This window comes from Haloparvum alkalitolerans (genome assembly GCF_055381565.1).
In genome coordinates this window covers 81,300-101,157 of sequence record NZ_AP043937.1, presented here as the reverse complement: position 1 = coordinate 101,157, position 19,858 = coordinate 81,300, and the positions used below count along the sequence as shown (strand labels likewise).

The following is a 19,858-nucleotide window of genomic DNA, read 5'->3' as shown; positions in this document are numbered from 1 at the left end:
TCAGTCGCTCTCGTGGAGTACCGACAGCACGACCGCCTCCCCGGTGAGGACGGTCTCCTCCTCGCGGTCGGGGACCGTCGCAGTCGTCTCGACGCGGACGCGGTCGCCCCCGAGTTCCTCGACGACGGTCGCGGTCGCGACGACCCGGTCCCCCGGTCGCACGGGCGCCTCGAACGAAAGGTCCTGCGAGAGGTAGATCACGTCTCCGGGGAGCTCCGCGAGCGCGGCGCTGATGACGCCCGCGGAGAGGATCCCGTGGGCGATCCGACCACCGAACATCGTCTCGTCGGCGTACGTCTCGTCGGTGTGGATGGGGTTGTGGTCCCCGGAGATTTCCGCGAAGGCGTCTATCGCGTCGGCCGTGATCGTGCGCTCCGCGGTCGCCGTGTCGTCTGTAGTCGCGACGGGCATGTCCGTGTGAACGCGCCCCCGTCGGTTCAAGCCGGAGGTTCGACGCTGAACCTCCGGATGGTCGCCGCGTTCGCGGAGGGTGACGTGTTCGCGGAGGGTGCCGCTTTCACGGAGGGTACCGCGTTCGCGGATCACCGAGAGGGCGCCGTCAAAAGTCGACGAGTTTCCAGCGCGAGTTGCCGATCTCCGCGGTGGTTCCGTCCGCGGGCGAGGCCGCGTACACTTCGCCCTCGGAGTAGAGTTTGAACAGCGCGATTTCGGCCGCGTACGGCGAGACGCCCTCCGCCTCGCTGGCGCGGTCGACGACCGCCGTTCCGCGGACGCCCGCGCCGTCGTCCTGATCGTCGATGACGTCCGTCACCGCGTCCTTCGCGGACCACAGCGAGGTGACGCCGCAGGTCGGCTGGGCGGGGTTCCGCCAGTCGGAGTAGTGGTCCTCGAGGACGCCCCGGTCCTGAAGCCTCTCGGCGAGCGTCCGGAGCTCCTCCTCCTCGATGTCGAAGTGACGGTCGACCACCTCTGCCACGAGATCGGGATCGACCGCGTCGTTGGAGCCGCCCTGGAGGTCGCCGACGACGCGAGCGACGATGCTCGGCGGGTCCCGCCGCCAGCCGTCGTCCCGGCTCTCTGCGGCCATGACTGTCTCTACGTACCGCGGCCGGAGTTAAAGAACTTCCCCGAGAGTCGGAACTGGTTCGGCGGACGCGACCGCCCGAGCGGAGTGAGGGAACGAACACACACACACCACCCTGCAAGTGTTCTTGGGGGAGGGAGGTGGGGGGTGGGTGTAGTGGAGGGGGTGTCGTCGGGGGGACTTGACCCCTGTCCGAGAACAGAAACGAAAGAGATGGGGAATCGACGAAAGTCGGAAGTATATAAACCACTCAGAGAAGGTTAATGAATCCTATAATAAAACCCGAGTACCAGTAATAGAGCCACTATAACCGTTGTTGCCCAATATACATAACAGGCCACAAACTCCGGGACCAAAAAGTATATAATATAATTATAGATCGATCCTGTAGTGTGTGTTGTAGAAGAGTAGAGGAGAGTAAGAAAGAGCAGAGGAGAATAAGGGAGAAAGGAGGGTGCGACGGTAGTGGCAGACCCGATACTTAACGACTGTTTAACACTCGACGATCATTCGTCTATCAAACCCGCATTCTCTCTTATTCTACCGTTCCCACTCCCTCACTACCATTCTCCCACCACTATCCGCCCACCATCACAGCCCCATCACCATCCCCCCACCACCATCCCCCCACCCACCGTTACCCTCCAAGAACACTTGCAGGGTGGTGTGTGTGTGTTCGTTCGTCGGTCCGATCCAGAACAGTTGAAACACTTGTAGGGTGGTGGCGAGGATTTATCATGGACGAGTCGTATGGGTACGACGAATGGTCGAGACCGACGAGAACCCGTTCGAAGCCGAGGACCCCATCTTCGAACTGAAACAACCACTGAAGAAGGACACCTTCGACCCCGACACGATCTTCCATCGCGACGACGAGATCGGCCTCTACATCAACGCCCTGCAGGACGTGGTCGTCGGACACGATCCGAACAACGTCTTCGTCTACGGTCCGACGGGCGTCGGGAAGACCGCGGTCACGAAGTGGGTACGCGACAAACTGTTGGAGAAGGCGGCGGAGGAGGCCGTCCCGCTGGAGGTCATCGGCCCGATCAACTGTCGCAACTACAAGTCCGCGTATCGGCTCGTCAACGGACTGGTTAACGAGTTCCGCGAACCCGAGGACAAACTCCCGAAGAGCGGATACAGCACCGACACCGTCTTCGATTTCCTCTACCAGGAGATCGAGGCCGTCGGCGGCAACGTCCTGATCATCCTCGACGAGATCGACAACATCCCGCCGGACGCCCGCAACGACTTCCTCTACGAACTCCCGCGGGCGGAGGCCAGCGAGAACACGCCCATCGAGGAGGCGAAGATCGGACTCATCGGCATCTCGAACGACCTCAAATTCGTCGACGCGCTGGAGCCGAAGGTGAAGTCGACGCTCGGCGAACGCGAGATCAAGTTCGGGCCGTACGACGCCAACGAGCTCCGCGACATCCTCGGCTACTACGCCGACATCGCGTTCAAAGACGACGTGCTCACCGACGACGTGGTGCCGCTCGCGGCCGCGTTCTCCGCGCAGGAGCGCGGGGACGTCCGACAGGGGCTGAAGATCCTCGAGAAGGCGGGCGAGTACGCCCGCATGGAGGGGTCCGGCCGCGTTACCGAAGAGCACACGCGCCGCGCGACCGAGACCATCGAGACCGACGAAATTCTCAACTACTTCAGCCAGGACCTCAGCTCCCAGCAGTCGCTCACGTACCTCGCGACGACCCTCGCGATCATCGAGCCGGACCACGACGCGCGGACGAAGCGGATCTACACCCTCTACAGCTCCCTCGCGGAGTCGATCGGGCGCCGCGTCAAGTCCGAGCGCAAGGTCTACGAGTTCCTCGACCAGCTCAGCATGCAGGGGCTCGTCCGCTCCTCCGAGCAGAACCTCGGCCGCAAGGGCGGCCGCCGCTACATCTACAACGTCACCGACGACCCCGCGGACATCATCAACGCGGCACAGAAATCGGACTACAGCGACGCCCTCCCCAGCAACGTCTGGGAGATCCTCCAGCACCACAAGGAGGGCGAGGCGACCTCCTACGAGGCCCCCCACGGCTCCGACGAAACCCAGCAGAACCTCTGGCGGTTCACCTGACAGCCCTCTGCTTCCACTAATCACGATATTCGTCGCTCCGCAGTCACCGGCATCCGCGCTCTGCCGTCTAGCGCCGTCCCTTCTCCCGTCCGGAACTCAGAACACTTGCAGGGTGGTGTGTCCGTGTACATCCGTCTCACTACGCCACCACAGAACACTTGCAGGGTGGTGGGTGTCAGTCCCGCTCCGTCGACCGAGTTCTCCGGTCGGTGCCGGATTCACCGACTCGGATTCGTCGACCCGGATTCCCCGGCCGGAACACTTGCAAGGTGGTGGGTGTCGGTCCGATTCCCCGTTCGCGATCGTCTTTCCCGCCTTTTGCTGCTTCTTTTTCTCTTGGTCTTCTCTCTCCTCCTCTTCTCTCTCCTGTCTTCTCTCTCCTTAGAACACTTGCAGGGTGGTGGGTGTGTGTCGGACGATCCTCTAACCAACGTCTCTCCCCGGACTCAGAACACTTGCAGGGTGGTGGGTGTGACCCGTCCGATCCCCTCAGCGCTCCCCCCTCCGGAACACTTGCAAGGAGGTGTCCGGGTCGACAGCTATCGTCGAAGAACGACGAGGAGAAGGGCGGATCGACGGCGAGAGCGCCAAACTGACTGGGAGAACGACGGAACGACGGATCGTCGCACGAAGGTGGTGCGACAGCCGTGGTCGAATAACTGGTTGTCGGATGGTCGGGCGGTCAGGTGCCTCAAGACCGAGGTCAGTGCCCCGAGATCGGGGTCAGGAACACTTGCACGGTGGTGTGTGCGGATCGAACCGGACCTCTCGCCGAGGCTCACTCCCGGAACACTTGCAGACCGGTGTGTTCCCGCGGGATCCCGACCAGCGTCGTGGCGCACGGACCGTCCCCAACCGGGGTCATGAAGGCACGGTCGCAAGAGCCACCCGACGATCGTCGAACGGTTTCCGCCCGGAGTTATGGGTCGGACGCAGGGCGACGGGGGTCACTGCGAAAAACTCCGTCATTCACTGTGAGACGCTCCATCGGTGCGAAATCTCTTCTCACTCCTCTTCGCGAAGGCGGACGATCTCCTCGGCGACCTCCTCCGCGTGGTCGGCGATGACGCGAACGGCGGCGTCGTGGAACTCCCGCCCGGTCACGTTTCGGATCTGTCGGTCCCGCCGGAGCGCGGCCTCGACCTCGAACTCCGCGTCCTCCAGCAACGCGAGCGTTTCGTCGCGCACGTAGATGGACTTCGGCGACGCCTCCTCGAACGCGAACGCCGGCACTTCGGCGGGGTCCACGTCGTCCGCGGTCTCCCCGTCGTCGGGCGCGGCGCCCCCTTCGGCGTCACCCTCGGCGTCCGCGTCCTCCGCCTCATCCGCGTCGGCCGCGGCCGATTCGGAACCGGCCGCGGAGTCGGAACCGGAGTCGGCATCGGCCGCCGATTCGGCGTCAGCGGCGGGTTCGCCAGCGTCATCGGTCGCTTCGTCGGCCTCCGCCTCGTCGGCCTCCGGCTCGTCGGCCTCAGCTTCCTCTTCCATCGCGTCGGTCAGCCCGGCGAAGCGGTTCTCGTCAGGCATCGGCCACGCCTCCCTCCTCGACGATCCGCGCGAGCTCGTCGAGCCGATCGAGCATGTCGCTGTCCGGGTCGTACTCGCGGAGGGTCTTCCCCTCGCGCCACGCCCGGCTGAACGCGATCCGGTGGCGGATCCCCGGACCCGGGGAGTCCGGGTCGTCGAACTCGGCGGAGCGACAGAACGCGGGCAGGTACGCCCCGAACTGCGACTCCTCGAGGTCGCGGATGATCCGCTTTTCCTCGTTGTTGCCGCTGAGATCGTTCGGCACGATAGCCAGCAGGTCGAGTTCGACCTCGTTGCGGATCGGTACGACTTGGTGTTCCCACATGCGCTCGAACCCGCTCACGCTCGGTTCGCTCATCAACAGCGGGACGACGACGTTCCCGGCGCCGATGAGCGAGGCGTCAGAGAGGGGACCCAGGCTGGGCGGCGAGTCGATCACGACGTAGTCGTACGCCTCGTCCAGCAGCGGTTCGACGATGCGCCGGCGCACCCACAGCATCCCGAACGTCGAGTTCCGGATCTTCTCCGCGGTCTCGTCCAGGTCGACGTGGGCCGGCAACACGTCGAACGCGTCGCGGTCGACGATCACCTCGCGGGCGTCGACGGGGTCCGAGTCCGTGAGCACGTCGCCGACGTTCGGGCTCGCGTTCTCGTAGACGTCCTTGAGACCGACCCCCTCGGTCGCGTTCCCCTGCTGGTCTAAGTCCACGAGCAGCACCTCGTTGTCGCGCGCCGCGAGCGCGTCCGCGAGGTTGATCGCGACCGTGGTCTTCCCGACGCCGCCCTTCTGGAGCGAGACGCTGACCGCTCGGCCCATTACTCGACCCCTCCTCGACATCGCCGTCCGTTCCCGGACCCCAGTGTCGGCGTCCGCGAGCGACGATCGGTGGCTGGCTCGTGCGCTCTCGTCATCGTTGCGTCCCACACATCCCGCCTACTTAACCATGTCCAAAATGCGCAAACCTCACGAGATTTTCAGAATTTCTAAAATTTCTAGTTCGACGGGAGCGGACGGTCGATCACGGGACCGCCTCTGCCGAGGCGGTTGCCATCGACTCGTCCGCGTACGGAAGCGCCTCGAGGAACTCTTCGGCGTCGAGAGCGGCCATACTGCCGGTGCCGGCGGACGTAATCGCCTGTCGATAGCGGGGGTCCGCGACGTCGCCGGCAGCGAACACCCCGTCAACCGCCGTGTGGGCCGTGGGCCGCCCGGCGTCGTCGGTCCGCGTAAAGATGTAGCCGCTCTCGTCCCGTTCGACGCCGGTGCCGTCGAGGAACTGCGTGTTCGGCGTGTGGCCGACCGCGTAGAACACGCCGCCCACCTCGACCGTCTCCCGCTCGACGTTCATCCCGGACTCCGCCTTCTCTCCCGGATATCCCTCGGGGTGAGCGACGAGCGTGGCCCCGGTGACCCCCTCCGTTTGGGAGCCGTGGATGGCTTCGAGTTCAGTGTTCCACCGGAAGCCAATATCGTCGTGTTCGCGGGCGCGATCGGCCATGATCTCGGAGGCACGCAGCTCTTCGCGGCGGTGGACGACCGTCACGGAATCGGCGAACTTCGCGAGGAACAGCGCTTCCTCCATCGCGCTGTCGCCCCCGCCGACGACGAGCACGTCGTCGCCGCGGTGGAAGGCCCCGTCACAGGTCGCGCACGTCGACAGCCCGTGTCCCATCAGTTCGTCCTCGTTTTCGGCACCGACCCAGCGGGCGCTCGCCCCGGTCGCGACGATCAGCGACCGCGTGGAGACCGTGTCGCCGGTCGACAGCGACAGCTCCAGGGGCTGGCCGTCCAGCTCCGCGTCCTCGATCCGACCGAATCGAAACTGCGCGCCGAACCGCTCGGCCTGCTCTTTCCCGCGCTGGACGAGGTCCATACCGCCGACGCCGTCGGGGAAGCCGAGGTAGTTCTCGACGTCGGTCGTCAGCGCGAGTTGGCCGCCCGGCTCGTCGCCTTCGAGGACGAGGGGGTTGAGGTCGGCCCGCGCAGCGTAGACTGCGGCCGAGAGGCCGGCGACGCCCGACCCGGCGATGACGAGGTCGTGGATGTCCTCAGTCATTCGGTGTGGGTCTCGATGAGCGCGCGGAGCTGATCTTCGCCCTGGAGACCGACGACTTGCTCGACCTGCTCACCGTCGTCGAACAGGACCAGCGTGGGAACGCCCTGGACGCCGTAGGCAGCAGCGAGCTGCTGGTTGGCGTCGACGTCGACTTTCGCCACGGTCGCGTCGGTCTCGGCAGCCAGCGTCTCCACGGTCGGTTCGAGCATCTGGCACGGCCCACACCAGTCGGCGTAGAAGTCCACGAGGACGACGTCGTGGTCCGCAACGATCTCGTCGAACCGTGACTGCCCGTCGACGTAGAGCGGTTCGTTCGCGGTCGCGGTACCGGCGTCGGATGCGGTGTCTGTTGCCATCACCAGTCCGTACGCACCAGAAGTAATTAAAGATTTGGGCAATATACACAATACTACTTGGCGGGGGAGCTCGCCAGAAATGGCGGTCGTGCGACGTCTCATACAGTAGTCAGCCCACGGTCTGGAGAAGTCCTTCAACCGGGAGAAGCTCTACGACCGGGAGAAGCGGAACCCGACGAGAGAGAACCGGGTGCGTTAGCTTTCGGCGGCCGGGGCCGCAGTGTCGGACTGTTCGTACTTGGTCTCGAACTCCTGGATGAGCTGCCCCATCTTGGCGTACCAGTCGTTGAGCAGCCGCTGCATGTCGTCGGCTATCTTTGAGGGGTCCGTCGGCGAGTAGACGTGGTAGTAGCCGCCCTGGTCGTAGTTGATCTGGTCCTTCTCGATGAACCCGGTCTGGAGCAGCCGCTGGACTGCCCGGTAGGCGGTCGAGCGCTCGCGGTCGACCGCGTCGGCGATCTCGTCGACCGTCAGCGGTTCCTCGGACTCGACGAGCGCCCTGAAGCACTCCTTATCGAGTTCCTTGAGGCCGTGGAAGCACTCCAGTAGCCCCTCGCACTCCATGTCCCGGCGGAGCTGTTCGGACATCGAATCTGGCATTGTTATCGGTTCCTCGTAGACGCTGTGCCGTTAAAAGACTTTTGCACAGGTTGCACAATTTCGCGATGAACCGAGCGGGATGACGACCCGGGATCGGAGTGGTCGTCAGTGTGCGTCGAGTCGGGGTCGGTCGAGCGAGATCACTCCGCAGTGGCCGCTCGCTCGGTGCGTTTCACTCGGAGCGAGGAGATCGCGGTGTAGAGGATCGCGAACGCGACGACGACCGCCGCACCGATGACGAGCACCAGCCCGACCAGTTCGAGGGTCGGGCTCCCGATGTAGGAACCGATCTCGCCGATACCGACCGCTACGGCGCCGATCAGGAGCATCCCGCCGAAGTAGATCTTGATCCCGTCCGCGTCGACGACGGCGGTCGCGGCGGACCCGACACGCGCACCGAGTGCGCTCCCGAACAGCAGCGGGACGACGATCCCGAGGTTCACGCCCCCGCCCTGTCCGTAGAGGTAGCTCCCGAGACCGCCGGAGAAGACGATCTCGAAGAGGTCCGTTCCGACCGCGACCGGCACCGGGACGCCGATCGCGTAGATCATCGCCGGCATCCGGATGAAGCCGCCACCGACCCCGAGAAAGCCCGACAGGAGGCCGGTCGCGAAGGCGACGGCCGTGATGACCCACGCGGAGACGCGGACGTCGCCGCGGAGCGTCACCATCGGCGGGATCCGGACGGTCCGCTGGATCGTTTTCGCGATCTCGGGGATCTCGTACTCGCTGAGGTCCTGATCGGTCGCTTCGTGGTCGATCCCACCGCCACCGTCGCCGTTCAGGGCGTCGCGAGTCACCATCGCCCCGACGCCGCCGAGCAGGACGACGTAGGCGACGCTGATGATCCCGCCGGCGAGTCCCAGCGACTCGAGGTAGTAGACGCTCGCGCGGCCGGCCTCGATCCCGATGGTCGTCCCGGTGATCATTATCGCGCCGAGCTTGTAGTCGACCTGCCCGAGGTCGTGGTGTTTCAGGGTCGCGATGACCGCCGTCCCGAAGACGAACGCCATCCCGCTCCCGACCGCGACCGGCGCCGGGTAATCCAGCATCAGCAGGGCCGGCGTCACGAGGAACGACCCGCCCATGCCGAAGAACCCGAACAGTACCCCGACGACGAGGCCGAACCCGACGAACAGCGCCAGCATCTCGGGACTCGTCCCGGCGATGCCGAGTCCGTCGAGGAGGCTATCGAGCATCCGCATCACCTCCGACCACGAGTCGCATGAGATGGGGTCCGAAGAGTCGTTCGAGCCCGCCGTAGCCCACGTACAACACGATCGCTTCGAGGAGGATCGTGCCGATAAGCACGGCCGTCTCCGGGTCCCACGTGGGGATCTCTAGTCCTGCCATCGATTCTCCCTCCGACAGTCGAGTGCGGAAATTCGCTGTTGGAACATTTCTGCTCAACACCCCCTACCCGCCTTGTGCCTATAACGGTTTTGGGGTTACTGTACAATACTATATCCGGATAACCTCGGCCGGAGTACCGATAACTTATCGAGAACGTATCGTACCGATCCGCTCCAGGATCCACCTGCTGGTCGTTCACTTCCACGTTTCACGTTCACCGGCTACTGACGGTGGGCGCGCGCGAGGAACGCGCGCGAGGGAGGGCGCGGGCCGGCCGCCTGCGTACGGTGCTGTTTCGCGGCCGGCCCGCGGCCGAGGCTGGGGAGGGGCGAGGCTGCGGTGCGGTCGCGGTGCGGTCGCGGTGCGGTCGCGGTGCGGTCGCGGTGCGGGAGTGGGACTTTCTGTGTGTCGTCGTTCCGAGTAACAGGATCAGCGACCGAGACAGACTCAAAAATGCGCCGTACCGAGCGCGGCTTGGGCTTTCGTACTGGATGCCACCACTCGACCGCACCGACTTCGTCACCACTCGCTGTCGAAACCCCTTGAGAACGTCTGCGAGCCTCAGAAAACCGGCCGAAGCGACCCGTCAGTCTCCCGTGCCGGCCCGACCATCCCCGGACGGCGCGGGTGCGGGCGGCTCGTGCGTCCCGAACTCGGGATGCGTTTCCTCCATCCACACGTACACCACGCCGCCGGAGAGGAACATCAGGGCCGCGGTCAGGTAGAACGCGGCGGCCGCGCTCACGAGCTCCATCGAGAGCCCGATCAGGACCGCGCCGACGGCGTAGCCGGAATCACGCCACATCCGGTAGACGCCCATCCCCGCCGAGCGCCACGTCGGGTGCGCGGCGTCGCTGGGGACCGTCATCAGGTTCGGGTATAGAAGCGCCATCCCGAGCCCGGAGACGCCGGCCAGCACGGCCCACGGGAGGTACCCCTCGACGAGCACCATCCCGAGGACGCCAGCACCGGCGAGGAACATCCCCCAGATCACCGGTGAACGGCGACCGATGCGGTCCGCGAGGCCGCCGGTCGCGATCTGGAGGAAGTACATCGCGCTGTGGACGCCCACGACGACCCCCACCGCCGCGATGCCGAGCCCCTGACTCGTCAGGTACAGCGGGACGGCGATCCAGAACAGCGTGTCGACGAAGTTCTCGACGTGGCCGGCCTGCGCCGCCGCGAACAGCGTCCGGTCGCCGTAGGTCGCCCGCTTCAGCACCTCCTCGAACGGCAGGTTCGCGTCGTGGTCGTCGTCGTCGCCCTCGGCCCGCGCGTACTGGACGGTCTCCGCGATCAGGAAGACGGAGATGAGCAGCGCCAGCACGACGACGGCGCCGAGGAAGTAGAACGGCTCGGGCCGCAATCCCCACTGGCCGGCGATGACGCCGGTGACCCACGCGCCGACGGCGACGCCGGTGTAGCCGAACGCCTCGTCGATACCGACCGCGAGGCCGCGCTGGTCGGGCCCCGCGAGGTCGATCTTCGCGTTGATCGCCATGCTCCAGGTCAACGCCTGGTTGATCCCCAGCAGGACGTTCCCGACGGTGATCCAGCCCCAACTCGGGGCGAAGATGAGGATGACCGGCAGCGGGAGGGCCGTCACCCACCCGGCGACGAGCACGGGCTTGCGGCCGTACTCCTCGCCCCACTTGCCGGCGTAGAGGTTGAGGATCGACTTCACGATGCCGAAGGAGACGACGAACGAGCCGATCACGAGGAACGACTCGACGCCGAGGGCCTCCTCCCCGAGCACCGGGACGACGGTTCGCTCGGAGCCGATGGTCAGTCCGGTCGCGAAGACGAGCAGGACGTGCAGCGAGAACTGTCCGAGGTGTTCGCGGATGCCTTGTCTGAGTTCAGTTGTCGTACTCATTGGTGATGAAGTTCTGTTGGTCCAGCGTCACAGCGTGAGGAACGCGGCGCCGTACGCGAGCGCGAACGAGAGGCCGAACGACCCGGCCCACGCCCCCACGGTCATGAGGATCTTTCGCGCGTCCACTGCCGCTCGACCGCCGACCGCGGCGCCGCTTCCGATGATGGCGCTGACGACGATCTCGTTGAACGAGACGGGGACCCCGAGCAGCACGGCCAGCTGTGCGATCAGGAACGACGGCACGAGCGCCGAGATGGAGCGCCGCGGCCCGAGCGACGAGTAGTCCTGCGCCAGCGACTTGATCATCCGCGGCGCGCCCGTCCACGAGCCGACGAGCATCCCCAAACCGCCCCCGACGAGCACTGCGAACGTCGACACCACCTCGACCTCCTCGAGCAGCGGGAGCAGCGGCCCGACGGCGAGACCGACCTGGCTCCCGCCCGCGGAGAACGCCACGAGCGACCCGAGCGCGAGCAACACGCGCCGCAGCCCGCCGCGTTCATCGCGGCTGATGTCCCACCAGACGACAGTGGCGACGGCCAGCGCCGCGAAGCCGGTTATCCCGACCGCCGAGGGAGTCCCGTCGATAGCCAGCATCTGCTGTCCGAGACCGCGGAGGGTCCCGGAGGCGCTCCCCTCGCCCAGGAAGCTGAACTGGACGTTCACGAGGGCGCCCCCGACGAGGCCGGCCAGAGCGGGAACGCTGTACCGCTCGGGAACGCCGGGACGCGGGAGGACGCTCGCGATGGCGAACGCGATGCCACCGCCGACGAACGGCGTCAGCACCCAGACGGCGGCGATCTGTCGGTACTTCGGCCAGACCGGCGTCCCGCCGAGCGCGAGGCCGACGCCGATGACCGCGCCGGTCACGGTGAACGCGGTCGCGATCGGATAGCCGGTCGTGATGCCGACCGCCATCAGCCCCGCGCCCAACACGAGCACGAGGATGACCCCGGCGACGGGCAGGCTGATGCCGCCGACGAGGCCGCTGCCGACGGCTTCCGAGACGCTGCCGCCCTGCGTGACGGCACCGACGAAGCCGAACACGCCGACGAGGAAGGCGGCGCGCATGGTCCCGATGGCGTTCGCGCCGACGGCGGGGGCGTACGGCGTGGCGCCGCTGGAGCCGGCGCCGATGACCCACGCCATGAACAGGCTGGCGAGCGCTGCACCGACGAAGAGGGCGAGGAGAGCGAGGTCCATTCGTGAGTCAGTCCGCGCCCGTTACGGCGGAGTCACGCGCCTGGCTGCGGCTTCGCCAGTATCCCTGGGCGTACGCGCCGAGGAACATCCCGGCGAGCGCCCAGAGGATCGCGATGTTGCCGGTGCCGAGGCTCGCGTACGCCGCGCCCGGACAGATGCCGGAGAGCCCCCAGCCGACGCCGAAGACGGCGCCGCCGACCAGGACGTTCCGGTCGAACGGCTTCAGGCGCCGCTCGTATGGGTCGCCCGTCAGGGGCGCGGCGTCCCGGATCCGTGGCAGCAGGGCGAACGCGATCCCGGAGACGATGGCGGCCCCGAACATCACGAACGGGAGGCCGAGGTCCTCGAACTGGAGGAAGTTCAGCACGACCTCCGGTCGCGCCATGTGGCTGAACCCGAGCCCGAACCCGAAGACGAGGCCGCCGACGAAGACCAGCGGCTTGAACAGCGGATGTCTGTCCGCCATTACGGGCTCACCCCCAGCGCGGCGACGACCTGTGCGGTGCCGATCGCGACGGTCAGGAACGTCACCACGCCGACCAGCGACGTCTTCGAGGCCGATCCGACGCCACAGACGCCGTGGCCGGACGTACACCCCTTACCGATCCGGGTGCCGATGCCGACCAGGACGCCGCCGACGAACAGCCGCCACGGCTGAACGTCGGTCGTCCACAGCGTCACGCCGGCGACCTCGTAGAGCTGCCCGGTCGTTCCGGGCTCGTACAGCGAGCTCGCGACCAGCCCGGACTGGAACGTCGCCGCGAACGCCAGGCCGCCGAGGACGATGCCGGCCGTGAACACGAGCCGCCAGTCCCGGGAGCCGACGTACTGCTGGAAGCGGGACTGGTCGGAGACGTACGACAGCGTCGACTCCAGGAACGTGCTCGCCCCGGCCGGGATCCCCGTCCCGACGTAGATCAGGACGGTCCCGAGGCCGACGAGCAGTCCGCCGACGGCGTAGCGACTGATCCCGTTGGGGAAGAGGTCGGCGGCCGCCTGGAGCAGTACTGGGTCAGTGACCATCGGCGTCGTTAGTCACCCGCGAGCGAGTCCTGGCTGGCGGCGCAGTTGTTCGGCCCGAGCTCCAGGGTGAACGCTTCCTCGTCGCCGACGGCGTTCTGGCCGAGGTTCGTCGCGATGATCTCCTCGTAGTTGGCCGGTCGCGGGGGCATGTCCGAGAGGATCAGGTCGACGAACTCCCCTTCGTCCATCGTGAGCGCGTCCATCCCCTCGACGAGCTCGCCGATCGGCGCGGTGTAGGTGCCGTCGGCGGCGGGCTCGGCGGCGTCGCTGAAGTGGGCGCCCCCGATCAGCGTGTCGTCGGGCAGCGTCAGGACGCGCTCCTGGAGCGACTCGTAGAGCGTGCGGGCGGCGTCGGGCGCGCCGTCGTCCCCTTCCTCGAGGTCGGGGCGGGCGACGCTCTCGACGAACAGCCCGTCGCCGGTCGCGAGCAGGCTCCCGTCGACGAGGTACGAGGTCATCCCGGTCGTGTGGCCGGGCGTGGAGACGGCCTCGATGGTGGCGTCACCGACGGCGAAGGTGTCGCCGTCCGCCGCGGTCATCAGGTCGTCTGCGTACGTAATGCCGCGGTCGACCGCGGCCTCGGGAATGACGCCCTCGACGCCCTCCGCGTCGATGTCGCGAACGCCCGAGATGTGGTCGGCGTGGACGTGGGTATCGAACGCGTACCGCAGGTCGACGCCGAGATCGGCGGCGTCCGCGAGGTAGCGGTCGGTGAACGCCCGCAGCGGGTCGATGATCGCGGCCTCCCCGTCGTCGTAGAGGAGGTAGCCGAGACAGCCCGAGGAGGGGCGCTGGTACTGGACGAGCGTCCCGGCGCCGTCGTAGCGCTCGACCTCGACGGCCTCGTAGATGCTCGCCCAGCCGTTCATGCCGTCCTCGAGGTGGTTCACCTCGTAGCCGCGTTCCGCGAGCGCGCCCGCGACGAACTCGCTGGCGCCGCCCTTCGCGCACAGGACGGTCACCTCGCGGTCGTCGGGGATCCGGTCGAGGACGTCCTCGTCGATCTCGTCCTCGAGGAACTCGAAGTACGGAGCGTTGATCGACGTGACGTTCGCACCGTCGATGTGCCACTCCTCGTAGTCGGATTGCATGCGCGCGTCGAGGAGCGTCACGTCCTCGCCGGCGTCGATACGGTCTTTGAGCGATTCGGGGTCGACGGATTCCACGTCGACGTCCGGAGTCGGGAAGTCGTCGGCGTTCATGTTGTGCAGTCGCTTCTACCGGATGGACGTACAAAAGAGTTTGCATAGTAATCCACATTCTAAACAATACTATCTGGGCTGATACTCCGAAATGAGCCATCAAAAACCCCCAGTTAGCGGGTTTTGGCGGGTTCTGTGGCATTTCTCGGGCATACAATAGTTGGTGGTGTTCACAAGAATCGACAATCTTTTACTTGGGCAGGGGGTATTGTGCGATAGCTCCAATACAGACTAACGGAGCAGATAACCAATGAGTGCTGAATTCGACATCACCGAGACGCTCGACGTGAAAGGCGCATCGTGTCCCATGCCAGTGGTGAAGACGAAGGCCGCCATCGACGGTCTCGCCGAGGGCGAGGTTCTCGAAGTGCTGGCGACTGACCCCGGCAGTATGAGCGACATCGACGGCTGGGCCGCCGGCACCGCGGGCGTCGAGCTCGTCGACCAGGAGGAGGGCGACGACGTGTACAGACACTACGTCCGCAAGACGGCGTAACGATGAGTACGGACACATCCGAGGCGCCGGCCGACGACGCGCCGGCCGACGACGCGCCGGCCGACGACCCGCCGTCGCGTGCGGAGCTGGCCGCGCGCGTCGACGAACTCGAGGACGCGCTCGCCGAGGCCGAGGGCGAGGACGGCAAGAAGATGAGCATCATCGCGACGAAGGGGACGCTCGACATGGCGTACCCGCCGCTCATCCTCGCCAGCACCGCGGCCGCGTTCGGCTACGAGGTCACCGTCTTCCACACGTTCTGGGGGCTGGAGATCCTCCACGAGGAGCGCTCGAAGAGCCTCAAGCTGAGCTCCGTCGGCAACCCCAACATGCCGGTGCCGAACGCCGTCGCCGCGCTCCCCGGGATGGACCGCGTGACGACGAAGATGATGGAGAAGAAGATCGCGGACAACGACACCGCCACCATCGAGGAACTCATCGAGACGAGCCTCGAGATGGGCGTCGAGTTCCAGGCCTGTCAGATGACCATCGACCTGATGGACTACGACGAGGACGACTTCTACGACGGCGTCACTGCGGGCGTCGGCGCGGCGACCGCGCTCCAGGACATGGCTGACGCCGACATTCAGCTGCTCGTCTGATCGCTGCCGCCCGACTTCACGGATCCCATTTCTCGCGCCGGCGATGCTGCCACGGGGCGAACGGCGAGAGACCGCCGACGCTCGAGGCACCGCTAACCAGGGGTTCCGACCCGTGGGCACCGGATCCGGGCCTCGAGAACTCGCCGGTATCTGTCCTCGGGAGTCGCCGGCATCTGTCCTCGGACTCGACGGCCGATCGGCGTCCTGCCGGCTGCGCATCCGAAGAGACTTTGTTCTGTAAACACAATACAACACACGAATGACTCTCCCTATCGACCCGACCCAGATCGACCCCGCGGACATCGGCGAAGAGCGGGCGACGCTCGACATGAGCCACGAGGACGCCGTCGAGCACGTCCGCGACGTGTTCACCGACGCCGGCTTCGGCGTCCCCGTCGAGTTCTCGCCCTCCGAGATGCTCAACGAGAAGGTCGACGCGGGCCGCGACCCCTACTACGTGCTCGGCGCGTGCAACCCCGAGGTCGCCGACCGCGCCCTCGACGCGACGGACAACAAACTCGGCGCGCTCATGGCCTGCAACGTCGTCATCTGGGAGGAGGAACCCGGAACGCAGGTCGTCTACCACGTCTCCATCATGCGGATCGCCCGCCTGGTGGGGATGGCGCCCGACGACGAGGAGATGGCGGACATCGTCGCCGACACCGGCGAACTCGTCGACGAGGCGTTCTCGAACCTCTAACATGGGGTACCACACGTTCGACGCCGACCGCGCCGACAAGCTCGAGGACGCCCGGCAGCGGTACCGGTTCCTCTCGGCGGAGGAACTCCTCTGGGCGCTCTCGCCGGACGGCGACGAAACGGTCGCGGACCTCGGAAGCGGGACCGGGTTCTACACCGACGACGTCGCGCCGACCGTCGACCACGTGTCCGCGGTCGACGTCCAGGACGCGATGCACGACTACTACCGGGAGAAGGGCGTCCCCGAGAACGTCGACCTCGTGACGAGCGGCGTCGCCGACCTCCCGTTCGAGACGGGCAGTCTCGACGCCGCGTTCTCGACGATGACCTACCACGAGTTCGCGGACGACGCGGCGCTGACCGAGATCGCTCGCGTGCTCGCTCCGGGCGCGACGTTCGTCGTCGCCGATTGGGCGGCGTCCGGCCGCGGCACCCACGGTCCGCCCGTCGATGAGCGATTCTCCCTCACCGAGGCCGCGAGCGCGCTTCGCCAGCACGGGTTCGACGTCCGGTTCGAGGCGGAACGACCGGAGACGTTCCTCCTGGTCGCTCACACCGAGTGAGCCGCCCGGCGGCCGGGACCCGGTCCAAATACTGATTACGGTGACGTGTCCACCTTCAGGAAAGCATGCCCGAGAAACAGCCGCGCTCCGACTGGAACCTCTCCGAGCGGGACACGATCATCCTCCAGGAGCTCGCGCGGGACCCCCAGCTCACCTCTCGGGGGCTCCGCGACCTGCTCGCCGAGGAGCACGACATCGACGTCTCACACGTCACGGTCAACGAGTCGATCCGCCGAATGCGCGAGGACGGCGTGTTCCGCGAGGCGCTGGTCCCCAACGAGGAGCACCTCTTCTTCTCGCTGTTCGAGTTCCAGTTCAATCCCGAGGGGTTCGACGAGCACTGGCGGGAGGCGCTCGAACACGTCCGGTCGAGCCGGCACACGTTCATGTACTTCCTCTCCGACGGCGACTACCAGTGGAAGACGATCATGATGTTCGAGAACCGCGAACAGGAGTCGAAGTGGATCCACGAGTTCTACAAGGAGCACGGCGAACTCATCAACAACCTCCGCAACTCCGTCGTGACGAACGTCCTCAAGTTCGGGACCGACCCCGAGCTGTTCGAGGTGTTTCAGGAGGACGGCGACGGCGAGTGACCGCCGCCGTCGCCCGCCCGCTCACCCGGCCTCGGGACGGCCCTCACGACCGGTCTCGCCGACTCAGTCGAACTCGCCGAACCGCGTGACCGCCTCCAGCTCCTCACTCGGCGGGTCCTCGAACGCGTCGCGGGCGATCGACCGTCGGTGGACCTCGTCGGCGCCGTCGACGAGCCGGAACTGGCGGACGTTCTCGTGGAAGCGTGCGATGGGGAGGTCGTACGCGATCCCGTTGCCGCCACAGAACTGGAGCGCGTCGTCGATCGCTTCCTGCGTCACGTTCGCCGCGAACGTCTTCGCCATCGCCACCTCGATGCGCGCCTCGTGGCCGTCGGCGATCCGCCCGGCCGCGTGTCGGACCATCGTCCGTGCGGCGTGGAGTTCGGTGCGGCGGTCGGCGATCCGGAACCGCGGCCCCTGCTTCTCGGAGAGCGGTTCGCCGAACCCCTCGCGCTCGGAGAGGTAGGCGGTCGCGATGTCGAGCGCGCGGTCGGCCATCCCGGCGTACCGCATGCAGTGCGTGAGCCGGGCCGGCCCGAGCCGCTGTTGCACGAGCGTGAACCCCTCGTTCTCCTCGCCGAGCGTGTTCTCGACCGGGACGCGAACGTCGTCGAACCGGATCTCGGCGTGGGTCGTCCCGACCAGTCCCTCGCCGAGGTGCGGGATGTTGCGGACGATCTCGACGCCGTCGGCGTCGGTCGGGACGAGAATGACCGAGCAGCCGGCGTACGGATGCGCCTCTTGGTCGGTTCGGGCGAACGTCAACAGCACGTCCGCGTCGACGCCGCCGGTCGTCCACCACTTGTGGCCGTCGATGACCCACTCGTCGCCGTCCTTCTCCGCGGTCGTCGCCAGCATCTTCGGGTCAGACCCGCCGCCCTGCATGGGCTCGGTCATCGCGAAGCCCGAGTTCATCTCGCCGGCCGCCAGCGGCCGGAGCCAGCGCTCCTTCTGTGCCTCCGTGCCCGCGATCTCGAAGGTGTGCATGTTGCCCTCGTCGGGCGCCGCACAGCGGAGCGCGGTCGGTCCGAGCAGGCTGCGGCCCGCCTCCTCGAACACCGGCAGCATCTCGCGGAAGCCGAGTCCGAGCCCGCCGTACTCCTCCGAGACCTGGGGGGCGTAGATCCCCCGCTCGCGTGCGGCGTCGCGCAGCGCCTCGATCTCCGGCGCCGGGAGCGGTCCCCGACCGAGCCACTCGCGTTCGACCGGGAGCACCGTCTCGTCGACGAACTCCCTGACGGCCTCGGCGACCTCCGGCCCCCGCCCGATGTCGTCGTACTCCATGCCCGACCTTATTTAGCAATGTAAATAGTCGTTCCGGACGAACGCCCCAAAAGGCTATAAATACCGACGATGACCACTCTTGTATCGCGGATCAATTTACAATGTTAGTCGAACATCCCCTAGACGGTGAAAGCCGTTCGGATGGAGGTCGATCGGTCCCGGACCGATCCGGAACCGACCACCCGGGGGTGGTCCGGGCGTGAGCGATCCGGACTTCCTCGATCGGTTGGTCGACGACGATGCACTTCGGGCGTATCTGGCGGCCGAGTTCGGGCCGGCGGACACGTTCAGCGTCGAGCGGCACGCCGAGGGGCACTCGAACGAGACGCTGTTCGTCACGTGGGGGGACCGCGAACTGGTGATCCGACGGCCGCCGCCGGGCGAGACGGCCGACACGGCCCACGACGTGCTCCGCGAACACCGCGTCGTCGACGCGCTCGGCGACACCGACGTTCCCGTTCCGAGGACGCTCCGCGCCTGCGACGACCACTCGGTCCTCGGCAGCGACTTCTACCTCATGGAGCGCACCGAGGGCGACGTGCTCAGAGAGACCGAGCCGGAGCGGTTCGCGGACCCGGCCGCACGCGAGCGGATCGGGACCGAGCTCGTCGACACGCTGGCGGCGATCCACGCGGTCGACCGCGAGGCGGTCGGGCTCGGCGAGTTCGGTCGCCCCGCGGGGTACACGGCCCGACAGGTCGAGCGGTGGACGGGCCAACTCGAGTGGGCGTTCGAGACGACGACCGCGGTCCGAGACGTCCCCGACCTGGTCGCCGTCGGCGAGTGGCTCGCGGACAACGTCCCCGACGAGCACCCCGAGACGCTCGTTCACGGCGACTTCAAGCTCGACAACGTGATGTACGGCCCCGGCACGCCGCCGGAGGTCGTCGCCGTCTTCGACTGGGAGCTGTCGACGCTCGGGGACCCCCTGGCCGACCTCGGATGGCTGCTCCTCTTCTGGTACGACGAGGGCGATCCGGACCCGGCGATGCCCGACCTGATGTCGACGTTCACCGCACGGGAGGGGTACCCGACCCGCGCGGAGCTGATCGACCGGTACGAGACGACGACCGGCCGCGAGTTCGCTCACGAGCGGTTCTACCGGGCGCTCGCGGCCTACAAGATGGCCGCGCTCGGTGAGATGTTCCTCGCGCGGCACCTGAACGACGACAGCGACGACCCGCTGTACCCCAAAATGGAGGCGCAGGTGCCCACGCTCGCGGCGCGGACGCTGGCGTACGTCGAGGGCGAGACCGAGCGGCTGTAGCGACGAGCGCCCGGACG

The 19,858-nt window shown here is 66.7% G+C and carries 22 protein-coding genes; 7 read left to right on the top strand and 15 right to left on the bottom strand.

All coding sequences use genetic code 11. The features are described from left to right. Together ACZ432_RS01520 and ACZ432_RS01515 are read right to left on the bottom strand one after the other, a co-directional pair. A complete protein-coding gene (locus ACZ432_RS01520) occupies positions 1-411 on the bottom strand; it encodes a MaoC family dehydratase (protein WP_426963280.1) in 411 nt (136 codons plus the stop codon). Between the two features lie 148 nt (positions 412-559). Next, positions 560-1,048, bottom strand: coding sequence for a hypothetical protein (locus ACZ432_RS01515; RefSeq protein ID WP_426963282.1), 489 nt, complete (start codon positions 1,046-1,048; stop codon positions 560-562). A 760-nt stretch (positions 1,049-1,808) separates the two neighbouring features. Between ACZ432_RS01515 and ACZ432_RS01510 the strand changes: the two genes are divergently transcribed. Further along, positions 1,809-3,137 (top strand): Cdc6/Cdc18 family protein, encoded by a 1,329-nt coding sequence (locus ACZ432_RS01510; RefSeq protein WP_426963284.1) that lies wholly within the window; start codon positions 1,809-1,811, stop codon positions 3,135-3,137. 1,005 nt (positions 3,138-4,142) lie between these two features. On the opposite strand, the gene ACZ432_RS01505 is transcribed toward ACZ432_RS01510, so the two are convergent. The 12 genes from ACZ432_RS01505 to ACZ432_RS01450 form a co-directional block, all read right to left on the bottom strand. After that, positions 4,143-4,664 carry a hypothetical protein gene (locus tag ACZ432_RS01505; RefSeq protein ID WP_426963285.1) on the bottom strand — a complete coding sequence of 174 codons (522 nt, stop codon included), beginning with the start codon at positions 4,662-4,664 and terminating at the stop codon, positions 4,143-4,145. Then, positions 4,657-5,481 carry a ParA family protein gene (locus ACZ432_RS01500; RefSeq protein ID WP_426963286.1) on the bottom strand — a complete coding sequence of 275 codons (825 nt, stop codon included), beginning with the start codon at positions 5,479-5,481 and terminating at the stop codon, positions 4,657-4,659. Before ACZ432_RS01500 ends, ACZ432_RS01505 begins: the two co-directional genes overlap by 8 nt. A gap of 202 nt (positions 5,482-5,683) precedes the next feature. Beyond that, positions 5,684-6,721: an NAD(P)/FAD-dependent oxidoreductase gene (locus ACZ432_RS01495; RefSeq protein ID WP_426963287.1), complete on the bottom strand. Its 1,038-nt coding sequence runs from the start codon at positions 6,719-6,721 to the stop codon at positions 5,684-5,686. Continuing rightward, entirely contained in the window at positions 6,718-7,077 is a 360-nt protein-coding gene (trxA, locus tag ACZ432_RS01490) for a thioredoxin (RefSeq protein ID WP_426963288.1), read from the bottom strand. Before trxA ends, ACZ432_RS01495 begins: the two co-directional genes overlap by 4 nt. A 195-nt stretch (positions 7,078-7,272) precedes the next feature. After that, entirely contained in the window at positions 7,273-7,677 is a 405-nt protein-coding gene (locus ACZ432_RS01485) for a helix-turn-helix domain-containing protein (protein ID WP_426963289.1), read from the bottom strand. A gap of 140 nt (positions 7,678-7,817) precedes the next feature. Continuing rightward, complete coding sequence (locus ACZ432_RS01480) at positions 7,818-8,876, bottom strand: sulfite exporter TauE/SafE family protein (RefSeq protein ID WP_426963290.1); 1,059 nt, start codon at positions 8,874-8,876, stop codon at positions 7,818-7,820. Beyond that, a complete protein-coding gene (locus ACZ432_RS01475) occupies positions 8,866-9,030 on the bottom strand; it encodes a DUF7512 family protein (RefSeq protein ID WP_426963291.1) in 165 nt (54 codons plus the stop codon). Before ACZ432_RS01475 ends, ACZ432_RS01480 begins: the two co-directional genes overlap by 11 nt. A gap of 586 nt (positions 9,031-9,616) precedes the next feature. Beyond that, complete coding sequence (locus tag ACZ432_RS01470; RefSeq protein WP_426963292.1) at positions 9,617-10,906, bottom strand: MFS transporter; 1,290 nt, start codon at positions 10,904-10,906, stop codon at positions 9,617-9,619. 27 nt (positions 10,907-10,933) lie between these two features. Next, positions 10,934-12,109: an inorganic phosphate transporter gene (locus tag ACZ432_RS01465; protein ID WP_426963294.1), complete on the bottom strand. Its 1,176-nt coding sequence runs from the start codon at positions 12,107-12,109 to the stop codon at positions 10,934-10,936. Between the two features lie 7 nt (positions 12,110-12,116). Further along, positions 12,117-12,575: a YeeE/YedE family protein gene (locus tag ACZ432_RS01460; RefSeq protein ID WP_426963295.1), complete on the bottom strand. Its 459-nt coding sequence runs from the start codon at positions 12,573-12,575 to the stop codon at positions 12,117-12,119. Further along, positions 12,575-13,132, bottom strand: a complete 558-nt coding sequence (locus ACZ432_RS01455) for a YeeE/YedE family protein (RefSeq protein ID WP_426963296.1) — start codon at positions 13,130-13,132, stop codon at positions 12,575-12,577. Before ACZ432_RS01455 ends, ACZ432_RS01460 begins: the two co-directional genes overlap by 1 nt. A gap of 8 nt (positions 13,133-13,140) precedes the next feature. Then, entirely contained in the window at positions 13,141-14,334 is a 1,194-nt protein-coding gene (locus ACZ432_RS01450) for an MBL fold metallo-hydrolase (RefSeq protein ID WP_426963297.1), read from the bottom strand. Between the two features lie 250 nt (positions 14,335-14,584). Here ACZ432_RS01450 and ACZ432_RS01445 point away from each other — a divergent pair, with 250 nt between their 5' ends. The 5 genes from ACZ432_RS01445 to ACZ432_RS01425 all read left to right on the top strand — a co-directional run bounded on the left by ACZ432_RS01445 (position 14,585) and on the right by ACZ432_RS01425 (position 17,290). After that, complete coding sequence (locus ACZ432_RS01445; protein ID WP_426963298.1) at positions 14,585-14,830, top strand: sulfurtransferase TusA family protein; 246 nt, start codon at positions 14,585-14,587, stop codon at positions 14,828-14,830. A gap of 2 nt (positions 14,831-14,832) precedes the next feature. Next, positions 14,833-15,432, top strand: a complete 600-nt coding sequence (locus ACZ432_RS01440; RefSeq protein WP_426963299.1) for a DsrE/DsrF/DrsH-like family protein — start codon at positions 14,833-14,835, stop codon at positions 15,430-15,432. Positions 15,433-15,691: 259 nt separating this feature from the next. Then, complete coding sequence (locus ACZ432_RS01435) at positions 15,692-16,132, top strand: DUF302 domain-containing protein (protein WP_426963300.1); 441 nt, start codon at positions 15,692-15,694, stop codon at positions 16,130-16,132. Between the two features lies 1 nt (position 16,133). After that, positions 16,134-16,694, top strand: a complete 561-nt coding sequence (locus ACZ432_RS01430; RefSeq protein WP_426963301.1) for a class I SAM-dependent methyltransferase — start codon at positions 16,134-16,136, stop codon at positions 16,692-16,694. A 65-nt stretch (positions 16,695-16,759) separates the two neighbouring features. Further along, positions 16,760-17,290 carry a winged helix-turn-helix domain-containing protein gene (locus ACZ432_RS01425; protein ID WP_426963302.1) on the top strand — a complete coding sequence of 177 codons (531 nt, stop codon included), beginning with the start codon at positions 16,760-16,762 and terminating at the stop codon, positions 17,288-17,290. A 63-nt stretch (positions 17,291-17,353) separates the two neighbouring features. Here ACZ432_RS01425 and ACZ432_RS01420 read toward each other — a convergent pair whose 3' ends face one another. Next, positions 17,354-18,574, bottom strand: coding sequence for an acyl-CoA dehydrogenase family protein (locus ACZ432_RS01420; protein ID WP_426963303.1), 1,221 nt, complete (start codon positions 18,572-18,574; stop codon positions 17,354-17,356). A 199-nt stretch (positions 18,575-18,773) separates the two neighbouring features. On the opposite strand from ACZ432_RS01420, the gene ACZ432_RS01415 reads away from it, so the two are divergent. Next, complete coding sequence (locus tag ACZ432_RS01415; protein WP_426963304.1) at positions 18,774-19,841, top strand: phosphotransferase family protein; 1,068 nt, start codon at positions 18,774-18,776, stop codon at positions 19,839-19,841. Positions 19,842-19,858 lie beyond the last annotated feature (17 nt).